We start from the raw sequence: 25,014 nt of genomic DNA on the forward strand, positions 1-25,014 counted from the left end.
AAAAGCCTTGAGGTTGTTGCTAACTTACGAGCAACAGAACCTTAAGTTCATCAAAAGTATAAACCTTGGAGGCTACTCCAAGGTCAAGAAGAAGTTTTCAAGAAAACAAAAATATTATGCCAGCGCCGATGGCTTACTGAGATTTAAGCTCCGCACACTCTTCACGGTTAGCGGATACATCATCAATAAGAACCGCATCGTGTGAACAGAATGGCTGAGTGTTCAAGCTGACAATCGACACATCATCTTCCACTGGATCAACTTGAGATCCTTGCATCAGTTCAGCGATATGATGTCGAAGCACCAAGATACCTAAAATTCCGAACAAAACATTACCCAAAGCTTGACCATAGAGAACACCCAAAGCGCCATACCATTGCGAACCTAGATATACGAACGGCAGAGTACCTAACGTCGCTTTACCCAAATTCAATGCTGTCGAGTAAAGCGGTTTACCTAGGTTGTTGAAAGACGTGTTGGCAACAAATAGTGCACCGTTAAAGGTGAAGGTTAACGCCACATAGGTACAGAAAGCCGCCACAATGATTGCTGCATCACCTTGTAAGCTAAAGCCTTGAATGACATAACCTTGAACGAAGTACAACAGAATACAAACAGCGATGGTGTATGCCGTAGTAACCAGCAATGAGTTATTGAGTGTTTCTTTTACTCGGTCCATGCGTTCAGCACCAAAGTTCTGACCAATGATTGGCCCCACAGCGCCAGACAAGGCAAAGATAACCGCAAAACAAACTGGCGTCAGACGACCTATCACGGCAAAGCCCGCGACAAAATCCTCACCATATTGTGCGATACCCGTTGTTACAATCGCATTACCGATAGGCGTTGCGGTATTGGTGATAATCGCAGGCAGCGCAATCGCCAATATTGGTCGAATATTAATGCGCCATTGCACAAAAGAAGGCGGAGCTACCAGCTGATGGCTGCGAATAAGAGGATAAAGCGAAAAGAATAGCACCGAGAAACGAGCGACAACCGAAGCGATAGCCGCCCCTTCGATGTTCCAACCAAAACCAAAAATAAACAGAGGATCGAGAATCGCGTTAACAATGCCGCCAGACAAAGTTGCCCACATCGAACGCTTAGCATCACCTGCCGCTCTTAAGCCCGCACCCGCTGCCATCGCTAACGCCAAAAATGGACCACTAGGTAGCAAAATCTGTAGGTAAGCTTGAGCGCGTTCGGCTGCAATGCCTTTGGCGCCTATCGCGGCTAGCAGCTCTGGAATATAAGCGAACATGATTGCAGTTATGGTTGAACTGATAACAAACGCAGTCAGCATGATACTGGTGCTTAGGTTTCGAGCGTGCTCTTGATTCTTGGAGCCGATGGCTTTGGACACTAATGCGCCCATGGCAATGGAAGTACCGATAGAAACGGAGGTAGAAAAGAAAGTCAGCGTACCTGCAAATCCTACCGCAGCAGCCAATTCAACCTGTCCGAGCATACTGATAAACAGCATGTCGAGCAGATCGACCACAAATAACGCCATCAAACCGACAGAGCCAGCCCCCGACATCACCAATATGTGGCGCATCGTTGAACCTTCAACAAACTTTGCCGTTTGATTTGACATGAAACCTCCAAAAGTTGGAATACCCAAGAGCTAAAGCCTAATCAGCTGTTCAACTGTTCAACTGTTCAACTGGCTAGGGATCCACAAAGAGAGGATCGACCAAGAAAAGCGCTATACGGAAAAAAGGCGCTAGTGCGCCTTTTTTCAATTGAGAGTATTGAGAAAAATAATCGTTCTTAACACGCTACTATACCTGATGTTTGAAGCATTCTTCCAAGTTCTTGCCAATTGCTCTCAAAACATCAGTTCTGGTGATAATACCCACCAGTTTTCGATTATCGATCACAGGGTATGCTTTAGGTTTTCCAACCTGCATCATGTCCGCCAATTCAATAATGGATAAGTCAGGTGACACCGACAGCACTTCTTGATACATACAGTCACCCACAAGGTGTGTGTCTTGGCAGAAGTAACTGACCTTCACAAGTTTCTCGAGTAAATCCTGCTCTGAAAGGAAGCCAATCACTTGTTCGTTATCATCGATTACGGGCCCACCCATATGGTGGCTACGCATCACTTTGTCTAACGCTAGACTTAACGGCATATCAGGAGTAAATGTCACAACCTGCTGCGTCATGTAATCTTTCACTTTAATAGAATGCATTGCGTTCTCCCTAAATACTTTGCGTCATATATTTTCTATCTTGTTAAGTTAATTGTTGTCTAAAATCTTGATTTTACTAAATGGATTTCAACAATTTTATTGATAGGCAAAACCTAACAAGACAAAAAAGTGAGACAAACAAAGGGTTGAGCACGTTTCCGAACGCCAGAAAAAAGAAAAAAAAGAGCCCTTACAAAGCCTTACTTTCCCTTGCTTAACCTTACTTAGCCGAGCTAGCCTGCGTAAATAAACCCTGTAATCTTCACCTCACTAATAATTAGAAATCCCGTTTTAGGAAGTTTATGCAACACGACAACAACATGTACGCGTATATTTACGCAGGTAACGACGGCACAGAAAACACACTCATCGCCACTATCGATAATCAAGAAAAACCGCTGATATCAAGCTGCGTTGATGAGATAAAACGCATGTCATGCTTAGCCATTGATTTAGCAGCAAAACACGACCTAAAAGTGAAGCTGGTGAAATATCAAAGAGAACAAGAGATCGACTTCGGCCTATTCGTTAAATAGTGAATCCGACACTGATTTGGTTAATCTCTAACTGGCAGCCATAGTAGCATTAGCAAGCGCAATAGCCGTGAATGGCTGCCGAATTCGACCTGACAAGCCTAACGGGTAAAGGCTATAATGATCAGACGGCGCCCTTGCCGATTTTCATTGTCCAAATACGGTTTACTATGTCTTCGCTTCGTTCACCTCAAACCGCTCTATCTCACTTTATCCCTAAGCTAAAAAGCTACTTTAGCGAATTGTTAGATTTCCAATCGCGCGTTTGGGTGGTTCATATCTTTGAAGACTCCATCACCGATCAGTCCTTTGTGATAAATGAAGATGGCTTTAAAGAGCCGTTAGAGTGGATGAAGAAACGAGCCTATCAAACAGCAATGCTTGAACGAGTTGAGAAGATGAAAATTTCACAAGTGATTGAGATTCAATTCGAAGACAAGATGCATCGATTGATGCGAGTGAAGTAGCTCTATTGTTTGGGCATTCACGAAAGGCCCTTGCTAGAAATTAAGCATAAAAAAGGCCAGCGCTCGCTGACCTTCTCTCATTGGTTAAACCATCATCTAACGCGCACAATACTCATGCCACAGACGCACCGCTTTCTGGTATGCCTCAGTTTTATCGTGCGTTTCTGCGAATAAAATCGCAGTCATACTGTCCACAACACTGTTCGCCATCAGCTCCATCTCATCTTCCGGTGTACCCAGTACACATTCAGAAGGCATAGGCAGTTCAACATTCATCGTGCCTTCCCAGTAGAAAGATTCCACCTTCTCAGGAGAACTCATCCAGACCGTTTGACTCACTTTAGGGTTGTATTCTGATTCGCCATTCATGCCTTTAAATGAAATCACCGAGTGGGATTTATTACCAATGACATGCTCAACTTCGGCATGAAGTTGTGGAAAGCCAGGATGGAAACTGCCACGCAGACCTAAACGGCCACCACCAGGATTCAATGCTCGAACTACCGTGTTAATTGGTGTTCTCAAACCGTAGCGGTGTTTCCAACCAATCATGGTTTGTGCTTCGGGCGCAAAGTTAGCTAGCGGTAAATAAGCAATGCCGTCTTGTTCAAGAATCGACTTAGCATGTTCAGGGCTCTCAGCACTTTGCACACCGACATCTTGCAAATGGCTTTCAACGTGCGTCCTACCGCTCGGCTTATCCATATAGCCATGCATTAACACTTTATAGCCATTGTCAGCTAAGATTTTTGCCGCCAACAAGTTCCAAGGCTTGCCACTGGCGTTATCGTTACGCTTACCTGCATAACACGGCCAATCAATATCAGCGCCTAAATCTGGCACTCGAGATTGAAACGCTTTTACAAAGCCAGCGATCTCTTCATTGGTTTCATTCTGCACACGAATCAACATCAGTAGCATAGCCATTTGGTCGTCACCGACTTCTCCGCTTAAATACTCATCCATGATGCGGTAGGCTTGTTCGAACGATAAAGGCTTACGCCCTCTTTCTCCTCGTCCAACTGTACGAATACACTCTAAAATACTACTCATTGATTGTTTATTCTCTTCCGTTGATATCAATAAAATTCGAATACACTTTCGATTCTATGATACCCACCGTGCATTGCAAAGCGATTCAGTTGCTCTCGACCGAATTACCAATACGCGGATTGGTGTTCTAAAAGTAAACTTACTGGTGTAAAATTAGCGTATGTAATGCTAACCGCGACATATTGAGTAGTATCCCGATGACTGTAAAAAAAACGCTGAGCCAAAGAAAACGTGAATCGATCGTTGCCGCTGCTATCGCAGAGTTTACTGAGCATGGCTACAAGGCCACCAGCATGGATAAAATATCGAGTCGCGCAGAAGTATCAAAGCGCACCGTATACAATCACTTTGCCAGCAAAGAACTGCTTTTAGATGAGATTCTAGACAGCATTTGGAGCAAAACTCTGGCCGCAACGCATTTCCCTTATCAAGCAGAACTGCCACTTGAAGAACAGCTTTCGTCGATAGCCAATCAAGAACTTGAGTTACTTGAGTCTGAAGGCTTCATCGACCTGTCACGCGTGTTGTTCTCAGAGTATTTCCATAACGCCGAACTGGCGCATCAAGCGATGGAAAAATATTCCCAAGCAGAAAGTGGACTTACAACCTGGATTAAAGCCGCGTTGGCAGACGGTCGTTTAGTAGAACTAGACCCACAATTCGCCTCCACGCAGTTCATTGGTCTGCTTAAGTCTTTTGCGTTTTGGCCGCAAATCATTGGTCATGTGCCGTCACCGGATGCTGCGCACAAACAAGTGATCATTACTTCAAGTGTCGAGATGTTCCTTAAACAATATCAGGCGTGATTTTGGTGGTTGATGAGAATTCAACCACAATAAAACCATCACTAGTATCTGCTGTTGTTTTCCCTATACTGCAACCCACTTTCGTCATTACGACTCAGTAAAACTTCAACTTTAGGTAACCCTATGATTACTTTCACCACCAACTTTGGCGATATCGAGATTGAACTGAACCTTGAAAAAGCGCCAGTAACGTCGAAAAACTTCCTTAAATACTGCCAAGACGGTTTCTACGAAGGCACGACATTTCACCGTGTTATTGAAGGTTTCATGATTCAAGGTGGTGGTCACACTATCGACATGACAGAAAAACCAACTCGCGCCCCAATCGTCAACGAAGCAAACCGTGGTTTGAAGAATGTGATTGGTTCTGTGGCAATGGCTCGGACTGATGCACCACATTCTGCAACGGCGCAGTTCTTCATCAACCTTGATGACAACGATTTCCTAGATCACACCTCAACAACCAATGCTGGCTGGGGTTACGCGGTATTCGGTAAGGTTTCAGCAGGTATGGATGTGGTAAACAAAATTGCGAAAGCACCAACAACCATTCGCTGGGGACACGAAGATGTGCCTTGCGAAGATATTGTGATTACAAAAGTCACTATTCGCGACTAATTCATTCACGTCCTTTCCCGCCCCTAGTGCATTCGAATTGATGGCATAAAGAAAAGAAGGCTGTGCGATAGGACTATGGTGGTAAGGGTTCGACTTTACCACCTGTATTTAAAGCTCGTTGTTAGAATAGTTACCAGCGAGAACGATAAGTACGGTGACACCCTTTGCACGTCTTATTCGCAGAATTTAACCCTTGCTCTGCACTCGACAAGTCTTGTTCAACACTCGCCTGATAAGGCTCAGAAAAGCACTTGAAGAACAACTCGTTCCTATCCCCGTTCGTTTAAACAAAGAGTTGATGAACGAGTTAGATGCTGAAGAGCAACAACAAATGCTCAAGCTACTTCAGAAAGTAGTCGCGGCAATCTGATCTTACCGCGTTCACTGCTTAGCAAGCTTAGTGCTTAGAAATTATTACACTCTGAACGTGTATTGAAAAACAACCCACACTCGGCCTTGCGCCGAGTGTTTTATTTTCGTCTCGACCATTTGATATAGCAAAATAGTGAAGCAATGATCACCGCCCCACCGAGCAGCTTCTGCATCTCTACACTTTCGCCAAGCACACTCACACTTAACAGCAGCGTCCACACAGGCTCAAGAATCATGATCAATGCCGCCACTTCCATGTTCACGGAGTGCTGACCGACCGTTTGTAGCAAGTAACGAATAGACGTTGCGATCACCGCAGAGACAATAAACCAGAAGACTAAGGTTTTGGTGATTTCGAACTCCGGCTGAGCTGTCATAGAAGCAAAGGCTAAACCACTCACACCCACCACAAACAGTTGCACACAGATTGATGCGATAGGCTTGATATTGGTAATCACACGCTTGTTCATCACAAAGTGAACAGACAACAACATCGATGCTAGTAAGAAATAAATCTGACTCTGCTCAACATGCCAGCCGTTACCCAAAGTCAGCAACAGCATGCCAATAATCGCGATCGGGAAAGACATCCAAAACGCGCGATTAGGCTTAACTCGAAACAAAATCCAAGACACAAACGGTGCAATGATCATGGCTAAGCTCATGATGAATGCCCCTTCCGACAAGCTTTCAGTCACCGAAACTGCAAACACCCATACCTGCAATGAGGCAGACAACAACAAACCCACGCCGCAAAGAGACAGAATCTGCTTAAACGAAAGCTTACGAATATGGTGAATACAAAATGGCAGAAGAATAAGACTCGCGACGAGGAATCGCACACCAATGAACACTGGCCCAGGCATTTCTAATACCACCAGCTTAGATGCAATCCATCCCACCCCAGCTAGCAGGGTGGCAAATAGAAGGTAAAGCTCTCCGCGCATCGCTTTCACGTTCATCATTTTACTTAGTCCAATAACAAAAAAAGCAACCCGACTCTGCAAGGTTGCTTTTTATAAACATTCAACAGGATCGAGATACTATCTCAATACTCTGCTTCAGGCAGCTGTTTTTAGCCTGCGTATTCTGGGTAATCCGTTAAACCTTTTTCAGCACCACCGAACAATGTGTTTGGATCGTGCGCTGCAAGTGGGTAACCATTTTGAATACGAGCTGGTAAATCTGGGTTCGCAACGAATGGACGACCAAAACCAACCATGTCAGTTACGCCTTCAGCAACGGCTTTTTCGCCACGCTCGCTATCGTATTTACCCGCATAAATAAGGACACCCTCGTAGGCTTCACGAACTGCTGCTTTAAATGCTTTTGGCGTTTCAGGTGCATCGTCCCAATCAACTTCTGCAATGTGTAGGTAAACAATTTTGTATAGGTTAAGTAGTGCTGCCGCCGCTGTGTAAGTCTCTACTGGTGTAGCGTCAACCGTACCATTCAACGATGTGAACGGAGCAAGGCGTACACCAACACGGTCAGCACCAATCGCTTCAACCATAGCTTCAACCACTTCGCCTAGGAAACGTAAACGGTTTTCAATTGAACCACCGTATTCGTCAGTGCGGTTGTTTGCTTCAGAATCGATGAATTGGTTGATTAAGTAACCATTCGCTGCGTGAAGTTCGATACCATCAAAGCCTGCTTCAACCGCATTCAAAGCCGCTTGGCGATACTGTTCAACCACCTCTTTGATGTCTTGTTTCGTCATTTCACGAGGTTCAACCACATCAACAAAGCCCGGTTCATCAGTACCGTTATCGATGAATACCTTTACGTTTTGTGCTTTAAGTGCAGAAGACGAGATTGGCTGTTCACCACCAATGTTGTCTGGGTGTGTTACACGGCCTACATGCCAAAGTTGAGCGAAGATAACGCCCTCTTTTTCATGTACGGCATCAGTCACTTTTTTCCAACCAGCGATCTGCTCATCAGAATAGATACCCGGAGTCCAAGCATAGCCTTGACCCATAGGTGAAATTTGTGTGCCTTCAGCAATAATCAAACCTGCAGAAGCACGCTGAGCGTAGTAAGCCGCCATCATATCGTTTGCTGAATTACCAGGTTGCGTTGCGCGAGAACGCGTCATCGGTGGCATAACAATACGGTTTTTAAGCTCGATATTACCAAGTTGAATTGGTTGAAATAGTGCGTTTGTCATTGTTATATCCTCGATTAACCTAGTTGAATCAGTTCGATTTGGTAGCCGTCTGGGTCAGTAATAAAAGCGATATGAGTTGAGCCGCCTTTCACTGGACCCGCTTCGCGAGTGACGTTGCCACCTAGCGATTTGATTTTGTCACATGCTGCGTAAATATCTTCTACACCCAATGCCAGATGACCAAACGCGCTGCCCATCTCGTACTCATTCGTATCCCAGTTGTACGTTAGCTCGATAGTCGTGCCGCCTTGCTCATAGCCAACAAAAACCAATGTGTAGCGGTACTCTTTGTTTTCGTGGCGTTCAAGTTCCTTCATTCCCAATACCTTGGTGTAGAACTCGATAGACTTGTCTAAATCAGTAACTCGGATCATTGTGTGTAGGAATTTCATATTTCGCCCTTTTTAGCCCAGCAACCTGAGCCGATATAATCGTGAGTGGAGGTTACCCACTTCTTTGTTAGGGTTAATATACGAGCTGACAGCAAATAAATGAAATTATCATAAATTCTCATTGTGATAATTTTTTATTATAACTCACTTAATACAAGTGATTTGTTAAGAAGATATTTGGCAAACAAAAGATAGGGCGACGATCAGAAAGCGGAGCGCCAACTGTTTAGTGATTTAGACATGTCATTAGTCGTATTGATGATCTGCTCTCTCAACCACTTATGTGCCGGATCGGTGTTCTGTTTTTTCAACCAAATGAGGTAATGAGAGATAGGCTGATAATCGAAAGGCGGTTTGAACAACTGTAACCCAAGACGTTCCTGATACTGGTTCGCCATAGAAAGCGGCACAACAGTGATGTAATCAGTCTGGCTACACAGCATTAGGTTACTGGCCATAGAGCTGCCGTGAATTACAATTTTACGCGAGGACAAGTCTAACGAAGTGTAGTGAGTCAAACTTCTTACTTGGCGACGTGTTCTGGCTAAAACCGCATGTTGCTCACTGAGATATTGCGCCTCGGTGATCTCACCTTTGATCCTAGGGTGCCCATTTCGGCAAACAATCACAAACTCACTGTCGTAGAGCTTTTCGCTCATCATGCTTGAATGCTCAGGCAACACAATGTCGATCATCAAATCAAACTTCTGAGTTAATAGATCCTCATGGACTTGATCATCACTATCTGGTTGGTCATACACCTCAAGAGATAAGCCTTGGTTAGATAACTGAGAAAATCGATCGAGCAACATCCACTTTAAATGTTCGGGAACCGAAGCCACAAACCTGCGCTCTGTACTCGCTTCATCAAACCCAGCCATACCTTGAAACACGCCGTTGAGCTCGTGTATTGGCGCTTTGATTTGCTCATACAAGCTTTGCGAGTAAGCAGTAGGCACAACCCCTCGCCCACTGCGCACAAACAACTCTTGGCCAATTTCATTTTTCAGTCGGCCGAGCGCAGTGCTGATCGTCGATTGATTGGTATTCAAATGATCGGCAGCCTTACTCAAACTGCCCTGCTCCATCACCGCTGAAAACACAGCCAATAAGTTAAAATTCGGAATGTCATTACTCATGATTCAGTGCTCATTTGGCGATAGATTTAATTATCTTATCGTAAAAGCGATAGAATGAAACAACGGATGCTCATTGAGAAAACAAAACTGAGAAGGAAGCATCATATGGTAAAGAGCAAAAATGTCAGAACAACTCACTCTTTCGAATAGCTGCCACATTCGCCAGATTGGAATCTAAATCTCTTCGCTGTGCCAGTAACGCTTAATCCACCCAAACTCACCCTAGACTGGTCGGAGTATTCAATATTTCCGTCCTGCCTTATTGATACTTTTATAGCCACTTCTATGATCCAGGCTAATTAAATAGACATATTTTATAAGCCGAGTTTGAGCCTGTTCAAATAAACCCACCTCACGTTTAAGCAACCACTCAATTCATCGTAATTACGATAATTCAATATCGCAATAATGCGTAGATAGCACCAGTTACACTTCCTATTATTTCGCCAACAAATCAATTCTTAACCTAAACAGAAAACCTAAAAATGTGTAGATGATGGTGTTGCACACATCACGGAAGACGGCCTTAAAACCCAATGCAGCAAACGAACCTATCAATGGTAGACGTTACTTAAGAATGATTTCGCCAGGTGTTTTTAACACTCTATTCGCGAGAATGCGTTGTCTACGTGGTCAAAGCGATTTTTAATTGTCATCTAGTACTTTTGACTCAGTAGGTCTATACGGTTACGTGAGTTCAACACCTCTTTCAGATGTCTTCTAAAAGTCTTGTACCAAGGCTGCACTTTCTCTCTCCTTATTTAGGTTGAGATATGAACTTTATAAAAATCGTTTTCCAGAAAATCTGGGCCATTGTGATGGTCTTGGTCAAATTCTGTCTGTTTATGGCAGTGATGTTTGCGGGAGCATGGGCTCTTGCACCATTAGGCACAATCCATTCTAAAGACATCGACATGTCTCAATTCAACAATCATCCCAATGAAATGATGATGAACTTCTTCCAGATGGAGTCCTTCTCTGGTTACTTGTTCTCAGTGACCATTGCTGTGGTTTTAGCCGGTGTTTACGGCATGTGGCAGTTGCATGAACTGGGTGTGCATAAAGCAAAAGAGCACAAAAGCGCTCACGTTCAAATCGTGTTTGCACTGTCACTTTGCGGACTCTTCATCAGCAAAACATTCTGGGTTATTGCATTAGTTATCGCGTTGGCGAACTGGAAGCATATTGGTCAATCACTGAGTGATGTTATTCGCCGTGGTGTTCAGCCTAAACAAGACGCGACCAATACAGAGACAGCCGCAGTCCACGTATCACCTGAACAACCGGTAACAGAGCCGTCTTCAGTAGAGCAATCTTCAAAAGAACAGGCTTCAGAAGAAAAGACTCCAACAACACCATCCGCTACAGAAAAAGAGGTCGCATAATGAAAGAGATGATGATTCCATACATCCTAATTGTATGGTCACTGTTTGCGACAGGCGCACTTAAGAAGAACTTCAAGAACTACACATGGGCTGCCATTGGCGGCGTAACGATTCTTGCGGTATTAGCGGTTATCTCTCGCTTGTGGGCACCCGTTGATCTAACCAACTCAACCACAGTGAAAGCACCACACGCGGTAATGTCACCGATCTTTGGCCAGCAGATCGACCAAGTGCTTGTTGAACACAACCAAATGGTTAAAGAAGGCGACGTAATTTACACACTCGTCGACATTGACTCAGCCGCAGACAAAGCAAAGATCGAATCTTCAATTGTTCAGAAAGAAGAAGAGATCAAGCAAATGAATCGCGACTTAGAGCGTGCTGAAACGTCACCTGAAATTTTCAATATGCGTGACGTAGAAAAGTACGACTCTGATCTTCGAGTGCTGCATGCTGAACTGGTGTCGTTAAAAGCCGATTTACAAAAAGTAAATTGGGCGCAAGAGAAAAAGACCATTAGAGCTGAGTTTGATGGTCAGGTATCGATAGTGAATATTGCTGAAGGTTCTGTCATGGGTAACATGCACCTCTACAACACCAGCAAAAAGTTTCTTGAGATGCGTATTTCAGACCAAACTTATGGCTATGTTCAAGTAGGAGACTTCGCTGAGTTCTTCGTTGATGCATACCCAGGCCACGTGTTCCGAGCAAAAGTACACAGCTTTAATGCCGGTACCGGTGAGTCGAGTATTTCTCCACTTCAGGGGCCACAAAGCGTCGGTCAACACGTGGTAAGAAACGGCAATGGTTTAGGTCGTACTATCGTACTTGAGATCATTGAACCAGAAGGTTACAACATCCCTATTGGTTCAACTGGCGCGGCTTGGATCTCGGCAGAGAAACCACATCCGTTCTGGGGCTTCATTGATGTAATCGGCGCAGCAACAGTTCGCCTACAATCTTACAAGTCATACCTAGGTGCTTGGTAAACGATTAAGCTCTTGGTAAACGATTAGCTCTTGATAAGCAATTAAGTATTCAATGATTTGGCTGTTATTCACTCGTATCACAGCCACTCATGAACTAGCGACTAATTGTAAAACAAATGCCCTGAATTTCAGGGCATTTTTGTATCTGTTGCAAGCTCATTTACTAATTGATTTAGATCAAAATTAATCGCCAATACAATCGTTTATCAAACAAATCATCGAAAAAACGATAGATTGAAATATTATTAGCGCGTAGATAGCGACCTCCCCCACCTCTATCATTTGGCTCAAGAAATCCAATTCCTGTATCCAAATATAAGGTCACTACCATGACTAATACATTCAAAAAAATGGCGCTTCCTGTTGCTATTGCGAGCACTCTACTTGCTTCTGGTTTTGCATCTGCAACGCCAACTGTAGAAGCGACATCGAAAGTCGGCCAAGAACTTCAAACAGCAAATGCTGCGCAATACCAAAACATTGACCTTGATGCTCGCTACAAGAGTGAGGTTCTATTCGAACACAAGTCAAACATGTTCTGGGGCAAAGGCGAGCGCATCCAAGTTGTATCGAAAACGGGCGACTCTCTGGCTTACACAGAAGAATCTGATCACGTTCATCCAATCCTCACCAAGCACGGTCGTAAAATGGACCAAGCAATCATCAAAGTGGATGACAATATTTATCTTGGTTACGGCTTCGGTCTAGACACTCCTGTCATGATCGAAGGTACGGACGGCATCATCATTGTTGATCCAGGCGAGTCGGTAGAAATGGCTCAATCGGTTAAAGAACAGTTCCGTCAAATCACCGACAAGCCAGTTAAAGCCATCATCTATTCTCACAACCACATCGACCACATCTCTGGTGTGCGTGCATGGGTGACTGATGAAGAAGTAGCATCAGGCGAAGTAAAAATCATCGCTGAAGAAGGCCTAACCGCAGCAGTGGCTAACTGGTCTTCAAACCTAGGTACTCTATTTGGTCACCGTACTTCTTACACAGGTGCTAAGCACGTAGAAGAAGGTGAGCACGGCACAGTAAACGACGGCCTTGGTCCACGTTTCATGCAAGGTGCTATCTCGTTCATTGAACCAAACCTGCTTGTACCAAGCCAAAGCCACATCGAAATCGAAATTGCTGGCGTTAAGATGCACATCGAGAACGTGCCATCTGAAACTAAAGATGAGTTAGTGGTTTACTTCCCAGAGCAAAAAATCCTGCACGCGGCTGAAGTACTTCAAGGCGAAAACTTCCCGAACCTACACACAATTCGCGGTACGAAATTCCGTGATCCAAGCATGTGGTTCAAGGGCATCGACGTAATGCGTAAGTTCGACACTGAGATCATGATTAACTCTCACGGTCGTCCTGTTGAAGGTAAAGAAGCAGTAGCTGACGTACTAACGGCTTACCGTGATGCGATTCAATACACTCATGATCAAACTATCCGTTACATGAACAAAGGTATGACGCCAGACGAGCTAGTTGAAGTAGTTAAACTTCCTAAGCACCTTGCAGAACACCCTTGGTTAGGTGAACACTACGGTACTGTTGCACACGCCGTGCGTCAGATTTACGTAGGTTACAACGGTTTCTTCGAAGCGGATCCATGGCAGCTAGAGCCAATGGCTTACGAGCAACGCGCTAAAGCATTCGTAGAGATCATGGGCGGTCGTGACAACATCCTTACGACTGCACAAGCAGCAATTAAGGCTGAGAACTACACATTTGCAGCAGAAATTCTTTCTTACCCAATCACGGTAAACAAGCAAGATATGGAAGCTCGTGAGATGAAAGCACAAGCTTACAAAGCATGGGCTGCAGACCAAGTGAACATCAACTGGCGTAACTGGGCGCTCAACGCGGCGGCTGAACTAGAGAACAAACGTGACTTCTCTAACATGATCAGCTTCGCTTCTGTTGACGTTCTTACTGCACTACCAAGCAAGCAGATCTTCGACATGATGACTTCAACGCTTATCGCAGAAAACTCGTTAGACGTGAACATGATGCTAACGTACAACTTCTCTGATACGAACGAAGCATTCACTATCGAAATTCGCAACGGTATTGCTCAGTTACACGAAGAAGCAGTGAAAGGCGCAGACGTTCAAATCGACACCACTCGTGCAGTATTGAACCAAATCTTGATTGCAGGTCCAAACGCTCAACAAGTGATTGGTACCAACCTACAGTCTGGTGCATTCACGTTCTCGAATGGCGACATCAAAGGCTTCGGTCAATTCATGAGCTACTTCGATAAGGCAATGACTCCAGAAGAGATCATGCTCATCGTTCGCTAATAGCGAGCTCGAACGGTCGCTCTTTGGCGATAGATCTTCGACGATGGCTCTTTGACGATAGCTACTTAGCAAACAATCTCGCTAAATAGCTATCAATCGATTCGCTGACCGTTACATGGACGACAAACAAATACAGGGACCCTTTGTGGTCCCTTTTTTATCGTCAGGTTTGGCTGCTGCCGTCAGATTCTTAATCCTTTTACAGGTTTCGATAACCATTATGTTAAAACGATTTGCTTTGATTCTTTCACTCACCTCTTCACTCACGTTTGCCTGTGGCCTTCACCAAGATACCGGGTTTAGTTTGGTGACAGAGCCCGGTTCACTAGAGGTGTTTGGCAACGTAATCACAGCCAGACAAGACAATGAATTCAACAACCTCAATAAGCCAGATCACTTTCGACTCTTTGCCATCAAAGCTGCGCTTTCAAAACCCCACCCAAGCAAAATTGAGTTCAATTTATTCGAAGAAATTAAAGGTCATTACAGCCAAGTGAAGTTTGAGAAAGGTGTCGATGTGTCAGGCAGAGATACTTTGCCTACCGAGGAAGATCTCTTACTGATTACGGAACTCGATGTGTTCGATGCGCTAGCAACTGGCACCATCTCTTGGGATCACGCGACACTAAACGGCTTAGTGATCATCAATGGCCCACAAGATAAACGAGAGCAGCTTGAAGATTGGCTTAGTGATATTTTTGAAGGGTAATAGCTTAAAGCGGGACAGATAAAAAGTCGTCAAACCCTCGGACTTCAGAACATTGAGGGTTCAACGACAAACTTAAATCAAAAAAGCGTAGGCAACGGAATCAACTCCAGCCCCAGTACACCACTGATGCTCATTACCACCAGCAGAGAGACCTTGAAGACGGTCTTTGACCACTGGATGTAGTTGAGGCAATCAACTTTGCGAAATGTCACTTTGGTCCACATAAAGCAAACCGCCGCCGACACCGCGAGGTATTCATAACCTGCTTCCCCGAGTAGGAACAGCGCCAATGATACTGCACCAAACGCCACTACATAGGCTTTCATGTGTTGATGCGCTTTGTCGACGCCCTCTTTCACCGGTAACACAGGAATGCCTGCATCTCGATAATCTTGAAGGCGGAACATCGCGATCGCGTACGAGTGTGGCATTTGCCATAAGCAGAACATCACAAACAACAATACCGCTTCAAGGCTGATGTAATTCGTCACCGCCAAATAACCCACCAATGGCGGAACGGCTCCCGAAATACTGCCGACTAAAGTGCCATAAACCGATGTACGCTTGTACCACATGGTGTAGAAAAAGACGTAAAACACATAGCCAAGCAACACCATGACCGCAGAGATCGGATTAGCGAACTGGAACAGAAGCGCTGTGCCTGAGAGTAGTAAAACCAAGGCATAAACGAACGCGACGTCTGTATTGATGTTGCCCTGAACCAATTCTCGATTTCGTGTGCGCTTCATCTTTTGGTCGATGTCTCGATCAAAGATGTTGTTCACAACACAACCTGATGCAATCACAAGTCCCACACCCGCTAATGTTGTCAGTAACAACATCGCGCTGGCTGGTTCTGTTTTTGCGGCGAGGAAGAACCCCGCCGCAACAGAAATCAGGTTGCCGAAAATGATGCCCGGTTTGGTGATAGACAAATATCTTTTCAGCATACCTTAGCCTACAACTTCATGTTGACGTTCATGTTGTAGATAATCCATACCGAGCCAGCGATAAGAATCAATACAACAATGGCGGTAAACATCAGTGACACCAAGTTCCAACGCCCATCGGAAGATTTCGCTTCCATATGTAAGAAGTACTTAAAGTGCACAAAAATTTGCACCAACGCGCAGCCGAACAAGATCACGTACGTTTCTGTGCTTGGTAATACATGCGCCCACACGATGTAGAACGGAATAATGGTGAGAATCAGTGACGCAATAAAGCCTTTCACATAATCCGTTGCACCACTGTCTAGATGCTGTTCCATTACATCACCCCCATTAAGTACACGATGGTAAATACACAAATCCAAACGATATCAAGGAAATGCCAGAACAGGCTTAAGCACTGGAAACGCATCGACATGTTGTCGTTCAAGCCTTTGGTTGAAAGCTGGTGATACGCCACCGCCATCCAAATCAGACCGAACGTTACGTGCAAACCGTGTGTGCCAACCAAGGTAAAGAACGCAGAAAGGAATGCGCTTTCTTGAGGGCCATAGCCTTCTGCAATCAAGTGATGAAATTCATACACTTCCATACAGATGAAGGCTAAGCCCAATACGAAAGTCACTTTGATCCAGCGCTTCAGTCCGGTCACGTCTTTGCGCTTCATCGCAATCATGCCAAAACCGAAGGTGATACTACTGAACAGCAGCATCATGGTTTCGACAAACACGAACGGCAGTTCAAAGATGTCTTTACCTGTCGGCCCAGCGATTGAGCCACTCTCAAGCACGGCATAAGTCGCGAAAAGCGTGGCAAACAGGACACAGTCACTCATCAAGTAAACCCAGAAACCAAACAACTTGTTGCCCGCGGCTTCGTGGTGATGATCATGCGAGTGTGCAAGATCATAAGTGTGTGACGGAGTATTAGCTTGCATACGTCGTCTCCAAATCATCTTTATTTTCGTTGTTATCACTGTCACCGTCAGCGCTGTTACCACGACTAGAATTGTCGCTTTTCACTGACTGTTTCTTCGCTTCTTCAAGCTGTGCACGTCGAGCCGCTTCAATCGCTTTGATCTCTTCAACTTCCACGTAGTAGTCCACATCGTCGTTGTAGCTGTGTTGAATACACGTCACCACGATGCCCACTAGGCTTGCAGCTGCTAACCACCAGATGTACCAGATCATTGCGAAGCCAAATGCCAACGCCCATGCAGACACATAAATACCTGTTGGTGTGTTCTTTGGCATATGAATACGTTCGTATTCTTCTTCCTGAGTTGGGTCAAACTCGCCACTTTGCTTTTGGTACCAGAACGCATCTAGTTCATCGCCCTTAGGCAGTTTTGCAAAGTTGTAGAACGGCGGTGGTGAAGACGTTGCCCATTCGAATGTACGTCCACCCCATGGGTCACCGGTTAGATCTCGGTTTTGGTCGCGGTCACGAACACTCACGTAAATCTGAACGAACTGACAAACAACACCCATCGCAATCACGCCCGTACCTGCAGCCGCAACCGCCAGTAGTGGGAAGAATTCAGGGTTGATGTCTTGGCTCAAACGACGCGTCATGCCCATAAAGCCCAGAGCGTAAAGCGGCAAGAACGCCATCAAGAAACCGATGATCCAGCAGTATAATGCGCGTTTACCCCAAAGCTCGTTCAGAGTGAAACCGGTCGCTTTCGGGAACCAGTAACCAATCGCAGCAAAACAACCGAACACAACACCACCAATGATTACGTTGTGGAAGTGAGCAATCAGGAATACTGAGTTATGCAGTATGAAGTCTGCACCCGGTACCGCCATCAACACGCCTGTCATACCACCAACAGTAAAGGTGATAAGGAAACCAACTGTCCACAGCATAGGTGTTGTGAAACGGATGCGACCTTTGTACATGGTGAACAGCCAGTTGAAGATCTTAACCCCGGTTGGGATAGAGATAATCATGGTTGCGATGCCGAAGAAGGCATTCACATTTGCGCCTGAACCCATAGTAAAGAAGTGATGCAGCCAAACCACAAACGCAAGGATGGTGATAGCCACCGTCGCCCATACCAGCGAGGTATAACCAAACAGTTTTTTACGTGAGAAGGTTGCAGTCACTTCAGAGAACACACCGAAGATAGGCAAAATTAGGATGTACACCTCAGGGTGTCCCCATGCCCAAATCAGGTTCACATACATCATCACGTTGCCACCAAGGTCATTGGTGAAAAAGTGCGTGCCGATGTATCTATCCAAAGTCAGTAACGCGATGGTTACCGTAAGGATTGGGAAAGAGATGATGATCAGGATGTTGGCACACAAAGACGCCCACGTGAATACTGGCATCTTCATCATTGGCATAGAAGGAGTACGCATGCGCAAAATAGTCGCGAAGAAGTTCACACCCGTTAACGTGGTACCCACACCGGATATTTGCAGCGCCCATATCCAATAATCGACCCCGACTCCCGGACTTGCCTCAATGCCAGACAAAGGCGGATACGCCAACCAACCCGTACGGCCAAACTCACCCAAGCCAAGCGACATGTTGGTTAGGATAATACCCACCACAAATAGCCAGAAGCTCAAGTTATTCAGATAAGGGAATGCAACATCACGAGCACCGATTTGCAACGGCACGATGATGTTCATCAAACCGATAACCAAAGGCATCGCTACGAAGAAAATCATGATCACGCCGTGAGCCGTGAAGATCTGGTCGTAGTGATGTGGCGGCAAATAGCCCGTTTCACCGGCTGCAGAAAGCAATTGCTGGCTACGCATCATGACCGCATCAGCAAAGCCACGAACTAACATCACCATCGCAACAGCAATGTACATGAAGCCCAATTTTTTGTGGTCTACCGACGTAAACCATTCATTCCAAAGGTATTGCCACTTACCGGCTTTGGTTACCGCGTACACCACTAAACTGCCCACTAAAGCGATCATGGTTAACGTGACCAAAATAATGGGCTCGTGGTAGGGAATTGAGTCTAGAGTTAATCTTCCAAACATGACGATTATCCTTGGGTTTCCGGCAAACAGTTCATTGAACCAGGGTGCTGGGTCACGACATCAGTGAATAAAAATGGTGGGATACTAGAAAACAGCGTCACAGGTTCAGCCACACTTGGCGCAGCCAATGAACGGAACTGCTCCCAATCTTCAATGCGATCAGGGCTTGCTTTCACTTTTTCCACCCAGTTTAGAAATGCCACTTGATCAGGCATGGCTGATGCAGTGAATTTCATCTGTGAGAAACCTTTGCCACTGTAGTTCGATGCAAAACCTTTGAAGTCACCTTCATGGTTAGCAATCAAGTTCAGCTTGGTCACCATTCCCGGCATCGCGTAGATCTGCGAACCAAGACGCGGGATAAAGAACGCGTTCATGATGTTGTCTGAAGTCAGCTTAAACGTCACCGGTACATCTTTCGGGAACGCAACATAGTTAACCGTCGCAATGTTTTGCTCCGGATAGATGAACAGCCATTTCCAGTCCAGAGAGACCACTTCGATCACCATAGGCTTAACGTCACTCACCAAAGGCTTTGATGGCTCTAATTCGTGTGTTGTTCGCCAAGTGATGGTGGCTAGAATCGCGATGATGATGATTGGAATCGTCCATACCACCACTTCAATCTTGGTTGAGTGTGCCCAGTCAGGTGCATACTCTTCCGTGGTATTGCTCTCGCGGTATCGGTAAGCAAAGTAGATGGTCATCAGAATCACTGGGATGACGACAATCAACATCAGCAACAGAGCCGTGATAATCAGCTCTTTTTCCTGAACGCCAACGCTACCTTTTGGGTCGAGCAATGCGGAGTTACACCCTTCGAGCATCAGAACGGTTCCCAGCAAACCAATCTTCGACAAATTTGTCCTCGATAAAATGCGTTTATATCTTGAAGCTTCCATTAACTTTCTCGATGGTTATCCAGCCTCAGAACGAACGTCTGAGTACTGGTTGTCATGATCATTAGAATATTTATGTGTTGAGCATGTGAAACGCCGCATCTCAAAAAGCAATGCAATAAGGTTCGTTACTGCCGGGTTAAAACCACACAGAAAACATGACTTAATTGTTACACTTTGAAATACATTGTTACATTCGTCGCATTATGAAGAGTTGAAATTGAAAGCTCACCAAACAAACTTGGAAACTAACCTTCCATTTATGAAGACGAAAACTAAGAAGCAGTAAGCGATTAAGACACACATCAATAGCGTGCTACATAGATGGAGCCAGTACTGACAAGGGATTTAGAAAAAGTAGATAAACACTCGCTCACCACCAAAGCTCGGGGCAAGTTCAAGGTACATTAGAAAGAGCGAATAAATAGAAGTGTGACGCCCGTCAAAATTGTGAATTCACATACCATTTACAAGGTATCCACTGGTTAGATTATTCAAAACACCCACTCATTCACCAACAAGATAATCAAGCATTCATCTATGCACTAATGTGACGAATTGAAAGAATATAATGACTAACAGAAAGGATAATTTGACTAATTGAGGGCGTAATAGCGGTGAAAAGCACAACAAAAAGGTAGGAATTGGGATGAATTTATCGAGAATAACCACACCATAATCGAGCCAGATACGGCTCGATTATGGGCAATTAAAGAGTAGCCAAATTGAAGAGACGTTAAATTGAAAAACAGTTATGCCGCTTGAGTAGTCATGGATTTTCTCTGATTTCGAGTCATCAAATGATAAACCACAGGTACAAAGTAGAACGAGATAAGCGTGGTTAATACCGTTCCGCCAACAATCGCGACCGCGAACGGAGGCCAGAAACCACCGCCAGCGATGATCAATGGCATAAAGCCGCCAACAGTCGTTATCGTGGTTGAGCTGATATGGCGAGTACACGACATCACAGCTTCAACGACTGCATCTACATTCCCGGAGGAAGCCTCTTTATCGAGTTTCAATTCGGTCAAAATCACAATGGCCGCGTTAATCGCTAAGCCCGCAATCCCAAGCATCGCGATAATCACCGTAAAGCCGAACGGATAACCGAAGATCCATACCGACAACAGCCCTAGTCCACCAGCCAACCCTGCTACCATGAAGATGATGCTGCTCATTCGGAACGAGTTGAATGACATCACCACCACCAGCACCATCAATACCACCACGACTGCGACATTCGAGATGAGGCTGTTGACTGAATTGTCACGCTCAGCGGATTCACCACCAAAACCAATCGTATAACCCGATGGCATCTGATAGCTTGCTAAGCGTTTCTGGAATTCATTAAGGACGGTTTGAGGTAAAACACCCGCTTCAATGTAACCTTCAATGGTGTTCACTCGTTGCCCGTTACGACGAGTAATCGCGCCGCGGCTGGTCGTCAATTCCAGTTCTGCCAGAGTCGAAACATTAATTCCCGTTGAGTACACCTCAGAGCTAATTGGCAAACGAATATTGCTTAAATGCGCTAGGTTTTCACGCGCTTCATCCGCGACACGAACACGGATTGGTACCGACTCACTGCCTTCAATCACAGAGCCACTTTCACGACCTGTCAGCGTAGTTTGCAGCATACCTGCGAACTGGTTCAATGAAATACCGTTCAGCTTTGCGGTGTCTTCATCGACCTTCAACCACACCTTAGGTGTACCCGGTTGCAGCGTTTCCCTTGTGTGCGTCACATGAGGAACACCCGCCAAAATCAATCGCACATCCTCACCAATCGCTTTCAACGTATCGAGGTTTTCACCATACACTCGCAGTTCAACGGGCGCGGTAAATGGAGGCCCTTGGTTAAGCTTACGTACCAAGATTTGTGCTTCCGGCACCTCTTCATCCAACACCTTTTGCAACTGTGGAATTAGCGCATTGGCTTGGTCAAAGTTCTCTGTTTTCACCATGGCTTGCGAGAAGTACGGCGCATTATTTTGCCTTGCTTGCAGGTTGTAATAGAAGGATGGGAAGTTTGCGCCCACTAGCCAATCAATGCGTTCCACTTCAGGGTAACGATGAATGATATCGTCGATTTTTTCAGAGGTGTTTTTGGTGGCGTAAATGCTCGCTTGCGGCGGCATGTAAACCTGAATCTCAAACATGTCTCGGTCTGATGGCGGGAAGAATTGCTCAGTCAGCTGAGACATACTCCAGTAACCGGTAAACGGTACCAATAACACCAAAGCAATCGTGATGATTGGATGCGTCACACCAAAACGGACAGAAGACGAGAACCAACGCGTCAAAGCCGGGATTCTCAAACCCGTCATGTACCAATGGTGCTGCCCTTTCTTATCGACATCACTGAGTTGTTTCGGCAATAGCTTGGTCGCTAAGCCTGCGATTAAGGTGTGCGAGATAATGTAAGAGCCGATCAATGAGAAAGAAACGGTAATCGCAATACCACCGACAAATTCACCCGATGCACCCGGCATCAAGATAATCGGAGCAAACGCCAACACGGTAGTTAAGGTTGAGCCTAATAACGGCACCCATAAATGCTTCAATGCATTCATGGTCGCTTCAGCTCGTTGTTGCCCTTTCAAACGATACGCCTGAATGGTATCGACCATCACCACCGCGTTATCCACCATGATCCCGAGCGCCACAATTAGGCCTGTCACCGACATTTGGTTAATCGGCACACCGGTCATTTTCATGATCGACAAGGTCAATAATGAGGTTAACGGCAGAGAAATTGCCACTAAGATCGCGGCACGCACGCCTAAAGTGACAAACAGAACAATCAAGATCAGACCGAAACCGATCATCAAGCTTTTGCCTAAATCGTCTAAGCGAGTCTCGGTATAACCTTGCTGATTAAACAGCACTGTCACCTTAACGTTACTTGGTAACTCTTGCTCAAATTTACCAATCAGAGCATTAGCTCGCGACGTCCAATTATCAACTCGCAGATCAGGATGCATTCTTGCCGCTACAATCACACCCGGCTCACCATCAATAATGGCAATCTGGTCTTGTGGGGTTTTCTCACCACGTTTCACAGAAGCAATGTCTTCCATACGGATGATGTGACCATTGCTATCAGTGGCTATTGGCACTTGCTTAATACGTTCAATAGAATCGAGTTCAGATTTAATTTCTAAGCCAAAGCGAGAATAAGCACTCACTAACTCGCCCGCCGAGTTCTTGGCGTCTGCCCCTTCGAGCGATTCAGCGATATTGGCGCTTGAACGCCCTAGAGCAGCGGCATCGGCCGTACGTAAACTGATTTGAATCTCTTCTTGCGGCATCCCATATTCATCAACGAATTCAGTACCCGACAAAGTTCTTAGTCGCTTGGCGAGCTCTTTGGCATAACGGCCCAGCGTTAACCTATCAGGCTCGCCTGCACCAGACCAAGTTAGAGATGCGATGGTCGTGAAAGCATAGGTATGGTCGCTATCGAGATCAGGCGATTGAGCACCCGCAGGCAAAATGGATTCGATATCAGATAACTTGTCGCGAGCTTGGGACCAGACGGGTTCTGGCTCGGTGATGGTGTCATTCAATTCTAGCGTGACAATCGATACGCTCGGCCTAGAGGTTGAACTCACCAATTTAACTTCACTCAGCTCACGCAGCTTGTTCTCGATTACCTCAGTAACCAAGGTTTCAACACGCTCGGCACTGGCGCCGGGGAAGCTGGTTGTGATGTTCGCGTAACGGTTGATGATTACTGGGTCTTCTGCACGTGGCAACGTCATGAACGCCGAAATACCACTCACCATCAGCAGCGCGGTCATCAAGATAAGCAGTCGAGTGTTGGAAATAGTCTCTATTATTTTCATACTATTACCTACTCAGCCGCACTGACTGGTTTCACGATTTGGCCCGGAACTAAGCGATGTAAACCACTGGCGATGACCTGTTCACCGTCTTCAATCGCCCCACTCACATACGCTTGTTGATTGTTGGCAAACAACACCTGAACACTTCTACGTTCAACCTTATTGTCTTCACCAATCACAAAGATGTTCCACACACCGCGCAATCCATCAATCAAACCCGTTAATGGCACCCAGTAACCTGAGTCATCAATCTGCTCATCAAATTTAAGGTAGGCAAGTTGCCCTTCCAATACCGATGATTGTTCAGGGAATAGGTAACGCAAACCAACACTGCGAGATTGGGTGTCGACCATTGCGCCGGGATTCAATAGCTCCACGGCATAATCTGTTCTCCCAACTCGGATGTTAGGCGAAGAAAGTGAGGTGACTTTTTGCATTTGGTGAGCAGGAATACCGATGAAGGCCTCTTTGCCCTCAGAAGCGAGCAGTGTAAGAGTTGGATTACCCACATTCACCACATCTCCGAGCGAAACAAAGCGCGTCGCGATGGTTCCAGAATAAGGCGCAAGCACTGTCGACTTCACCAATTTCAGTTCATTGCCTTTTACCGATGCATCGATGCGCAACAAGTTCGCCTGCAATACGCGTTGCTCACTGGTGAGAGAATCAATCTCCGCTTCGGCACTGAAGCCTTTCGCTTTCAATGAACGTTGACGTTTAAGGTTCGCTGCCACCAAACTCAATTGAGCTTTGACTTCTTCAGCCTGCGCTTTCAGTTGGCTAGACTCGGTTTCCAAAAGTTGGGTATCCAGTCTGATCAACGGCTGACCGGTTGTAACTGTGTCACCGACATCCACCAGAATCTCGTTTACTTTTCCGGCCAACTCGAAACCTAAATTGGCCTGCTGACCCGCCTTAACCACACCGACATATTCGCGTTGTACTGCATAAGAGGAAGACAGCGCCAAGGCCATCGTTTCCACCGTTAAAATAGTTTGGACGCTCGATGCCGTTTCAGCGGTTGAATCAACCGACTCTTGGGCTTGTTCCTTTTCGCCACATCCAACAAGAAAAGCCGACAACGCCACTGCCACTGCGCTTCCCTTCATCAATTTATACATACGTACTGTTCCTATGCGGTACTCAATTATGTTCTTTTTTTA

At 45.6% G+C, this 25,014-nt stretch carries 22 protein-coding genes and 2 pseudogenes; 9 read left to right on the forward strand and 15 right to left on the reverse strand.

Going from position 1 to position 25,014, the window contains the following annotated elements:
• Positions 1–133: 133 nt before the first annotated feature.
• Positions 134–1,597: an MATE family efflux transporter gene (locus tag AB6D93_RS11390; protein ID WP_017065289.1), complete on the reverse strand. Its 1,464-nt coding sequence runs from the start codon at positions 1,595–1,597 to the stop codon at positions 134–136.
• Between the two features lie 187 nt (positions 1,598–1,784).
• Positions 1,785–2,201: a CBS domain-containing protein gene (locus AB6D93_RS11395; RefSeq protein ID WP_017060213.1), complete on the reverse strand. Its 417-nt coding sequence runs from the start codon at positions 2,199–2,201 to the stop codon at positions 1,785–1,787.
• A gap of 302 nt (positions 2,202–2,503) precedes the next feature.
• On the opposite strand from AB6D93_RS11395, the gene AB6D93_RS11400 reads away from it, so the two are divergent.
• Together AB6D93_RS11400 and AB6D93_RS11405 are read left to right on the forward strand one after the other, a co-directional pair.
• Positions 2,504–2,737 (forward strand): hypothetical protein, encoded by a 234-nt coding sequence (locus AB6D93_RS11400; RefSeq protein ID WP_017060212.1) that lies wholly within the window; start codon positions 2,504–2,506, stop codon positions 2,735–2,737.
• 167 nt (positions 2,738–2,904) lie between these two features.
• Positions 2,905–3,201, forward strand: coding sequence for a hypothetical protein (locus tag AB6D93_RS11405; protein ID WP_102333011.1), 297 nt, complete (start codon positions 2,905–2,907; stop codon positions 3,199–3,201).
• A gap of 96 nt (positions 3,202–3,297) precedes the next feature.
• Here the strand turns inward: AB6D93_RS11405 and AB6D93_RS11410 are convergent, their stop codons facing one another.
• Positions 3,298–4,284: a glycosyl transferase family protein gene (locus tag AB6D93_RS11410; protein WP_102332963.1), complete on the reverse strand. Its 987-nt coding sequence runs from the start codon at positions 4,282–4,284 to the stop codon at positions 3,298–3,300.
• 167 nt (positions 4,285–4,451) lie between these two features.
• Between AB6D93_RS11410 and AB6D93_RS11415 the strand changes: the two genes are divergently transcribed.
• Both AB6D93_RS11415 and AB6D93_RS11420 read left to right on the forward strand, forming a co-directional pair.
• Positions 4,452–5,060 carry a TetR/AcrR family transcriptional regulator gene (locus AB6D93_RS11415; protein ID WP_017065287.1) on the forward strand — a complete coding sequence of 203 codons (609 nt, stop codon included), beginning with the start codon at positions 4,452–4,454 and terminating at the stop codon, positions 5,058–5,060.
• 123 nt (positions 5,061–5,183) lie between these two features.
• On the forward strand, positions 5,184–5,678 hold the full coding sequence (locus AB6D93_RS11420; RefSeq protein ID WP_017060208.1) for a peptidylprolyl isomerase: 495 nt from the start codon (positions 5,184–5,186) through the stop codon (positions 5,676–5,678).
• Positions 5,679–5,808: 130 nt separating this feature from the next.
• Here AB6D93_RS11420 and AB6D93_RS11425 read toward each other — a convergent pair.
• Positions 5,809–5,925 (reverse strand): annotated as a pseudogene (locus tag AB6D93_RS11425) (cytochrome c); the annotation flags it as partial.
• Between AB6D93_RS11425 and AB6D93_RS11430 the strand changes: the two are divergent.
• Positions 5,923–6,048, forward strand: a pseudogene (locus AB6D93_RS11430) (MarR family transcriptional regulator); the annotation flags it as partial. The pseudogenes AB6D93_RS11425 and AB6D93_RS11430 sit on opposite strands and share 3 nt — an antisense overlap.
• 100 nt (positions 6,049–6,148) lie before the next feature.
• On the opposite strand, the gene AB6D93_RS11435 reads toward AB6D93_RS11430, so the two are convergent.
• From AB6D93_RS11435 to AB6D93_RS11450, 4 genes are all read right to left on the reverse strand, one after another.
• Positions 6,149–7,015, reverse strand: coding sequence for a DMT family transporter (locus AB6D93_RS11435; protein ID WP_017060207.1), 867 nt, complete (start codon positions 7,013–7,015; stop codon positions 6,149–6,151).
• 110 nt (positions 7,016–7,125) lie between these two features.
• The gene (locus tag AB6D93_RS11440; protein WP_017065285.1) at positions 7,126–8,223 is read right to left on the reverse strand and encodes an alkene reductase; all 1,098 of its coding nucleotides are present in this window, start codon (positions 8,221–8,223) and stop codon (positions 7,126–7,128) included.
• A 14-nt stretch (positions 8,224–8,237) separates the two neighbouring features.
• Entirely contained in the window at positions 8,238–8,615 is a 378-nt protein-coding gene (gene gloA, locus AB6D93_RS11445) for a lactoylglutathione lyase (protein WP_017066787.1), read from the reverse strand.
• Between the two features lie 203 nt (positions 8,616–8,818).
• Positions 8,819–9,754 carry a LysR family transcriptional regulator gene (locus AB6D93_RS11450; protein WP_017068098.1) on the reverse strand — a complete coding sequence of 312 codons (936 nt, stop codon included), beginning with the start codon at positions 9,752–9,754 and terminating at the stop codon, positions 8,819–8,821.
• A gap of 773 nt (positions 9,755–10,527) precedes the next feature.
• On the opposite strand from AB6D93_RS11450, the gene AB6D93_RS11455 reads away from it, so the two are divergent.
• The 4 genes from AB6D93_RS11455 (at position 10,528) to AB6D93_RS11470 (ending at position 15,143) form a co-directional block, all read left to right on the forward strand.
• The gene (locus AB6D93_RS11455) at positions 10,528–11,139 is read left to right on the forward strand and encodes a magnesium transporter (RefSeq protein ID WP_102332964.1); all 612 of its coding nucleotides are present in this window, start codon (positions 10,528–10,530) and stop codon (positions 11,137–11,139) included.
• Entirely contained in the window at positions 11,139–12,128 is a 990-nt protein-coding gene (locus tag AB6D93_RS11460) for an efflux RND transporter periplasmic adaptor subunit (RefSeq protein ID WP_012604427.1), read from the forward strand. Before AB6D93_RS11455 ends, AB6D93_RS11460 begins: the two co-directional genes overlap by 1 nt.
• A 329-nt stretch (positions 12,129–12,457) precedes the next feature.
• Positions 12,458–14,434, forward strand: coding sequence for an alkyl sulfatase dimerization domain-containing protein (locus tag AB6D93_RS11465; protein ID WP_102332965.1), 1,977 nt, complete (start codon positions 12,458–12,460; stop codon positions 14,432–14,434).
• A 220-nt stretch (positions 14,435–14,654) separates the two neighbouring features.
• Positions 14,655–15,143, forward strand: a complete 489-nt coding sequence (locus AB6D93_RS11470; RefSeq protein ID WP_102332966.1) for a hypothetical protein — start codon at positions 14,655–14,657, stop codon at positions 15,141–15,143.
• 77 nt (positions 15,144–15,220) lie between these two features.
• Here the strand turns inward: AB6D93_RS11470 and cyoE are convergent, their stop codons facing one another.
• The 7 genes from cyoE to AB6D93_RS11505 all read right to left on the reverse strand — a co-directional run bounded on the left by cyoE (position 15,221) and on the right by AB6D93_RS11505 (position 24,972).
• Entirely contained in the window at positions 15,221–16,093 is an 873-nt protein-coding gene (gene cyoE / locus AB6D93_RS11475) for a heme o synthase (RefSeq protein ID WP_017084647.1), read from the reverse strand.
• Positions 16,094–16,101: 8 nt separating this feature from the next.
• Positions 16,102–16,413 carry a cytochrome o ubiquinol oxidase subunit IV gene (gene cyoD / locus AB6D93_RS11480; RefSeq protein ID WP_004736302.1) on the reverse strand — a complete coding sequence of 104 codons (312 nt, stop codon included), beginning with the start codon at positions 16,411–16,413 and terminating at the stop codon, positions 16,102–16,104.
• Positions 16,413–17,030, reverse strand: a complete 618-nt coding sequence (cyoC, locus tag AB6D93_RS11485; RefSeq protein WP_010439790.1) for a cytochrome o ubiquinol oxidase subunit III — start codon at positions 17,028–17,030, stop codon at positions 16,413–16,415. The genes cyoD and cyoC overlap by 1 nt, the downstream gene beginning before the upstream one ends.
• Positions 17,020–19,101 carry a cytochrome o ubiquinol oxidase subunit I gene (cyoB, locus tag AB6D93_RS11490; RefSeq protein ID WP_102332967.1) on the reverse strand — a complete coding sequence of 694 codons (2,082 nt, stop codon included), beginning with the start codon at positions 19,099–19,101 and terminating at the stop codon, positions 17,020–17,022. Before cyoB ends, cyoC begins: the two co-directional genes overlap by 11 nt.
• Positions 19,102–19,106: 5 nt before the next feature.
• Positions 19,107–20,003 (reverse strand): ubiquinol oxidase subunit II, encoded by an 897-nt coding sequence (gene cyoA / locus AB6D93_RS11495; protein WP_081325387.1) that lies wholly within the window; start codon positions 20,001–20,003, stop codon positions 19,107–19,109.
• Positions 20,004–20,752: 749 nt separating this feature from the next.
• Positions 20,753–23,851 carry an efflux RND transporter permease subunit gene (locus tag AB6D93_RS11500; RefSeq protein ID WP_102332968.1) on the reverse strand — a complete coding sequence of 1,033 codons (3,099 nt, stop codon included), beginning with the start codon at positions 23,849–23,851 and terminating at the stop codon, positions 20,753–20,755.
• 8 nt (positions 23,852–23,859) lie between these two features.
• Positions 23,860–24,972: an efflux RND transporter periplasmic adaptor subunit gene (locus AB6D93_RS11505; protein WP_102332969.1), complete on the reverse strand. Its 1,113-nt coding sequence runs from the start codon at positions 24,970–24,972 to the stop codon at positions 23,860–23,862.
• Between the last annotated feature and the right edge of the window lie 42 nt (positions 24,973–25,014).

The sequence above is a fragment of the Vibrio sp. 10N.247.310.23 genome (assembly GCF_041467155.1).
In the GTDB taxonomy this organism is placed as follows: domain Bacteria; phylum Pseudomonadota; class Gammaproteobacteria; order Enterobacterales; family Vibrionaceae; genus Vibrio; species Vibrio crassostreae_C.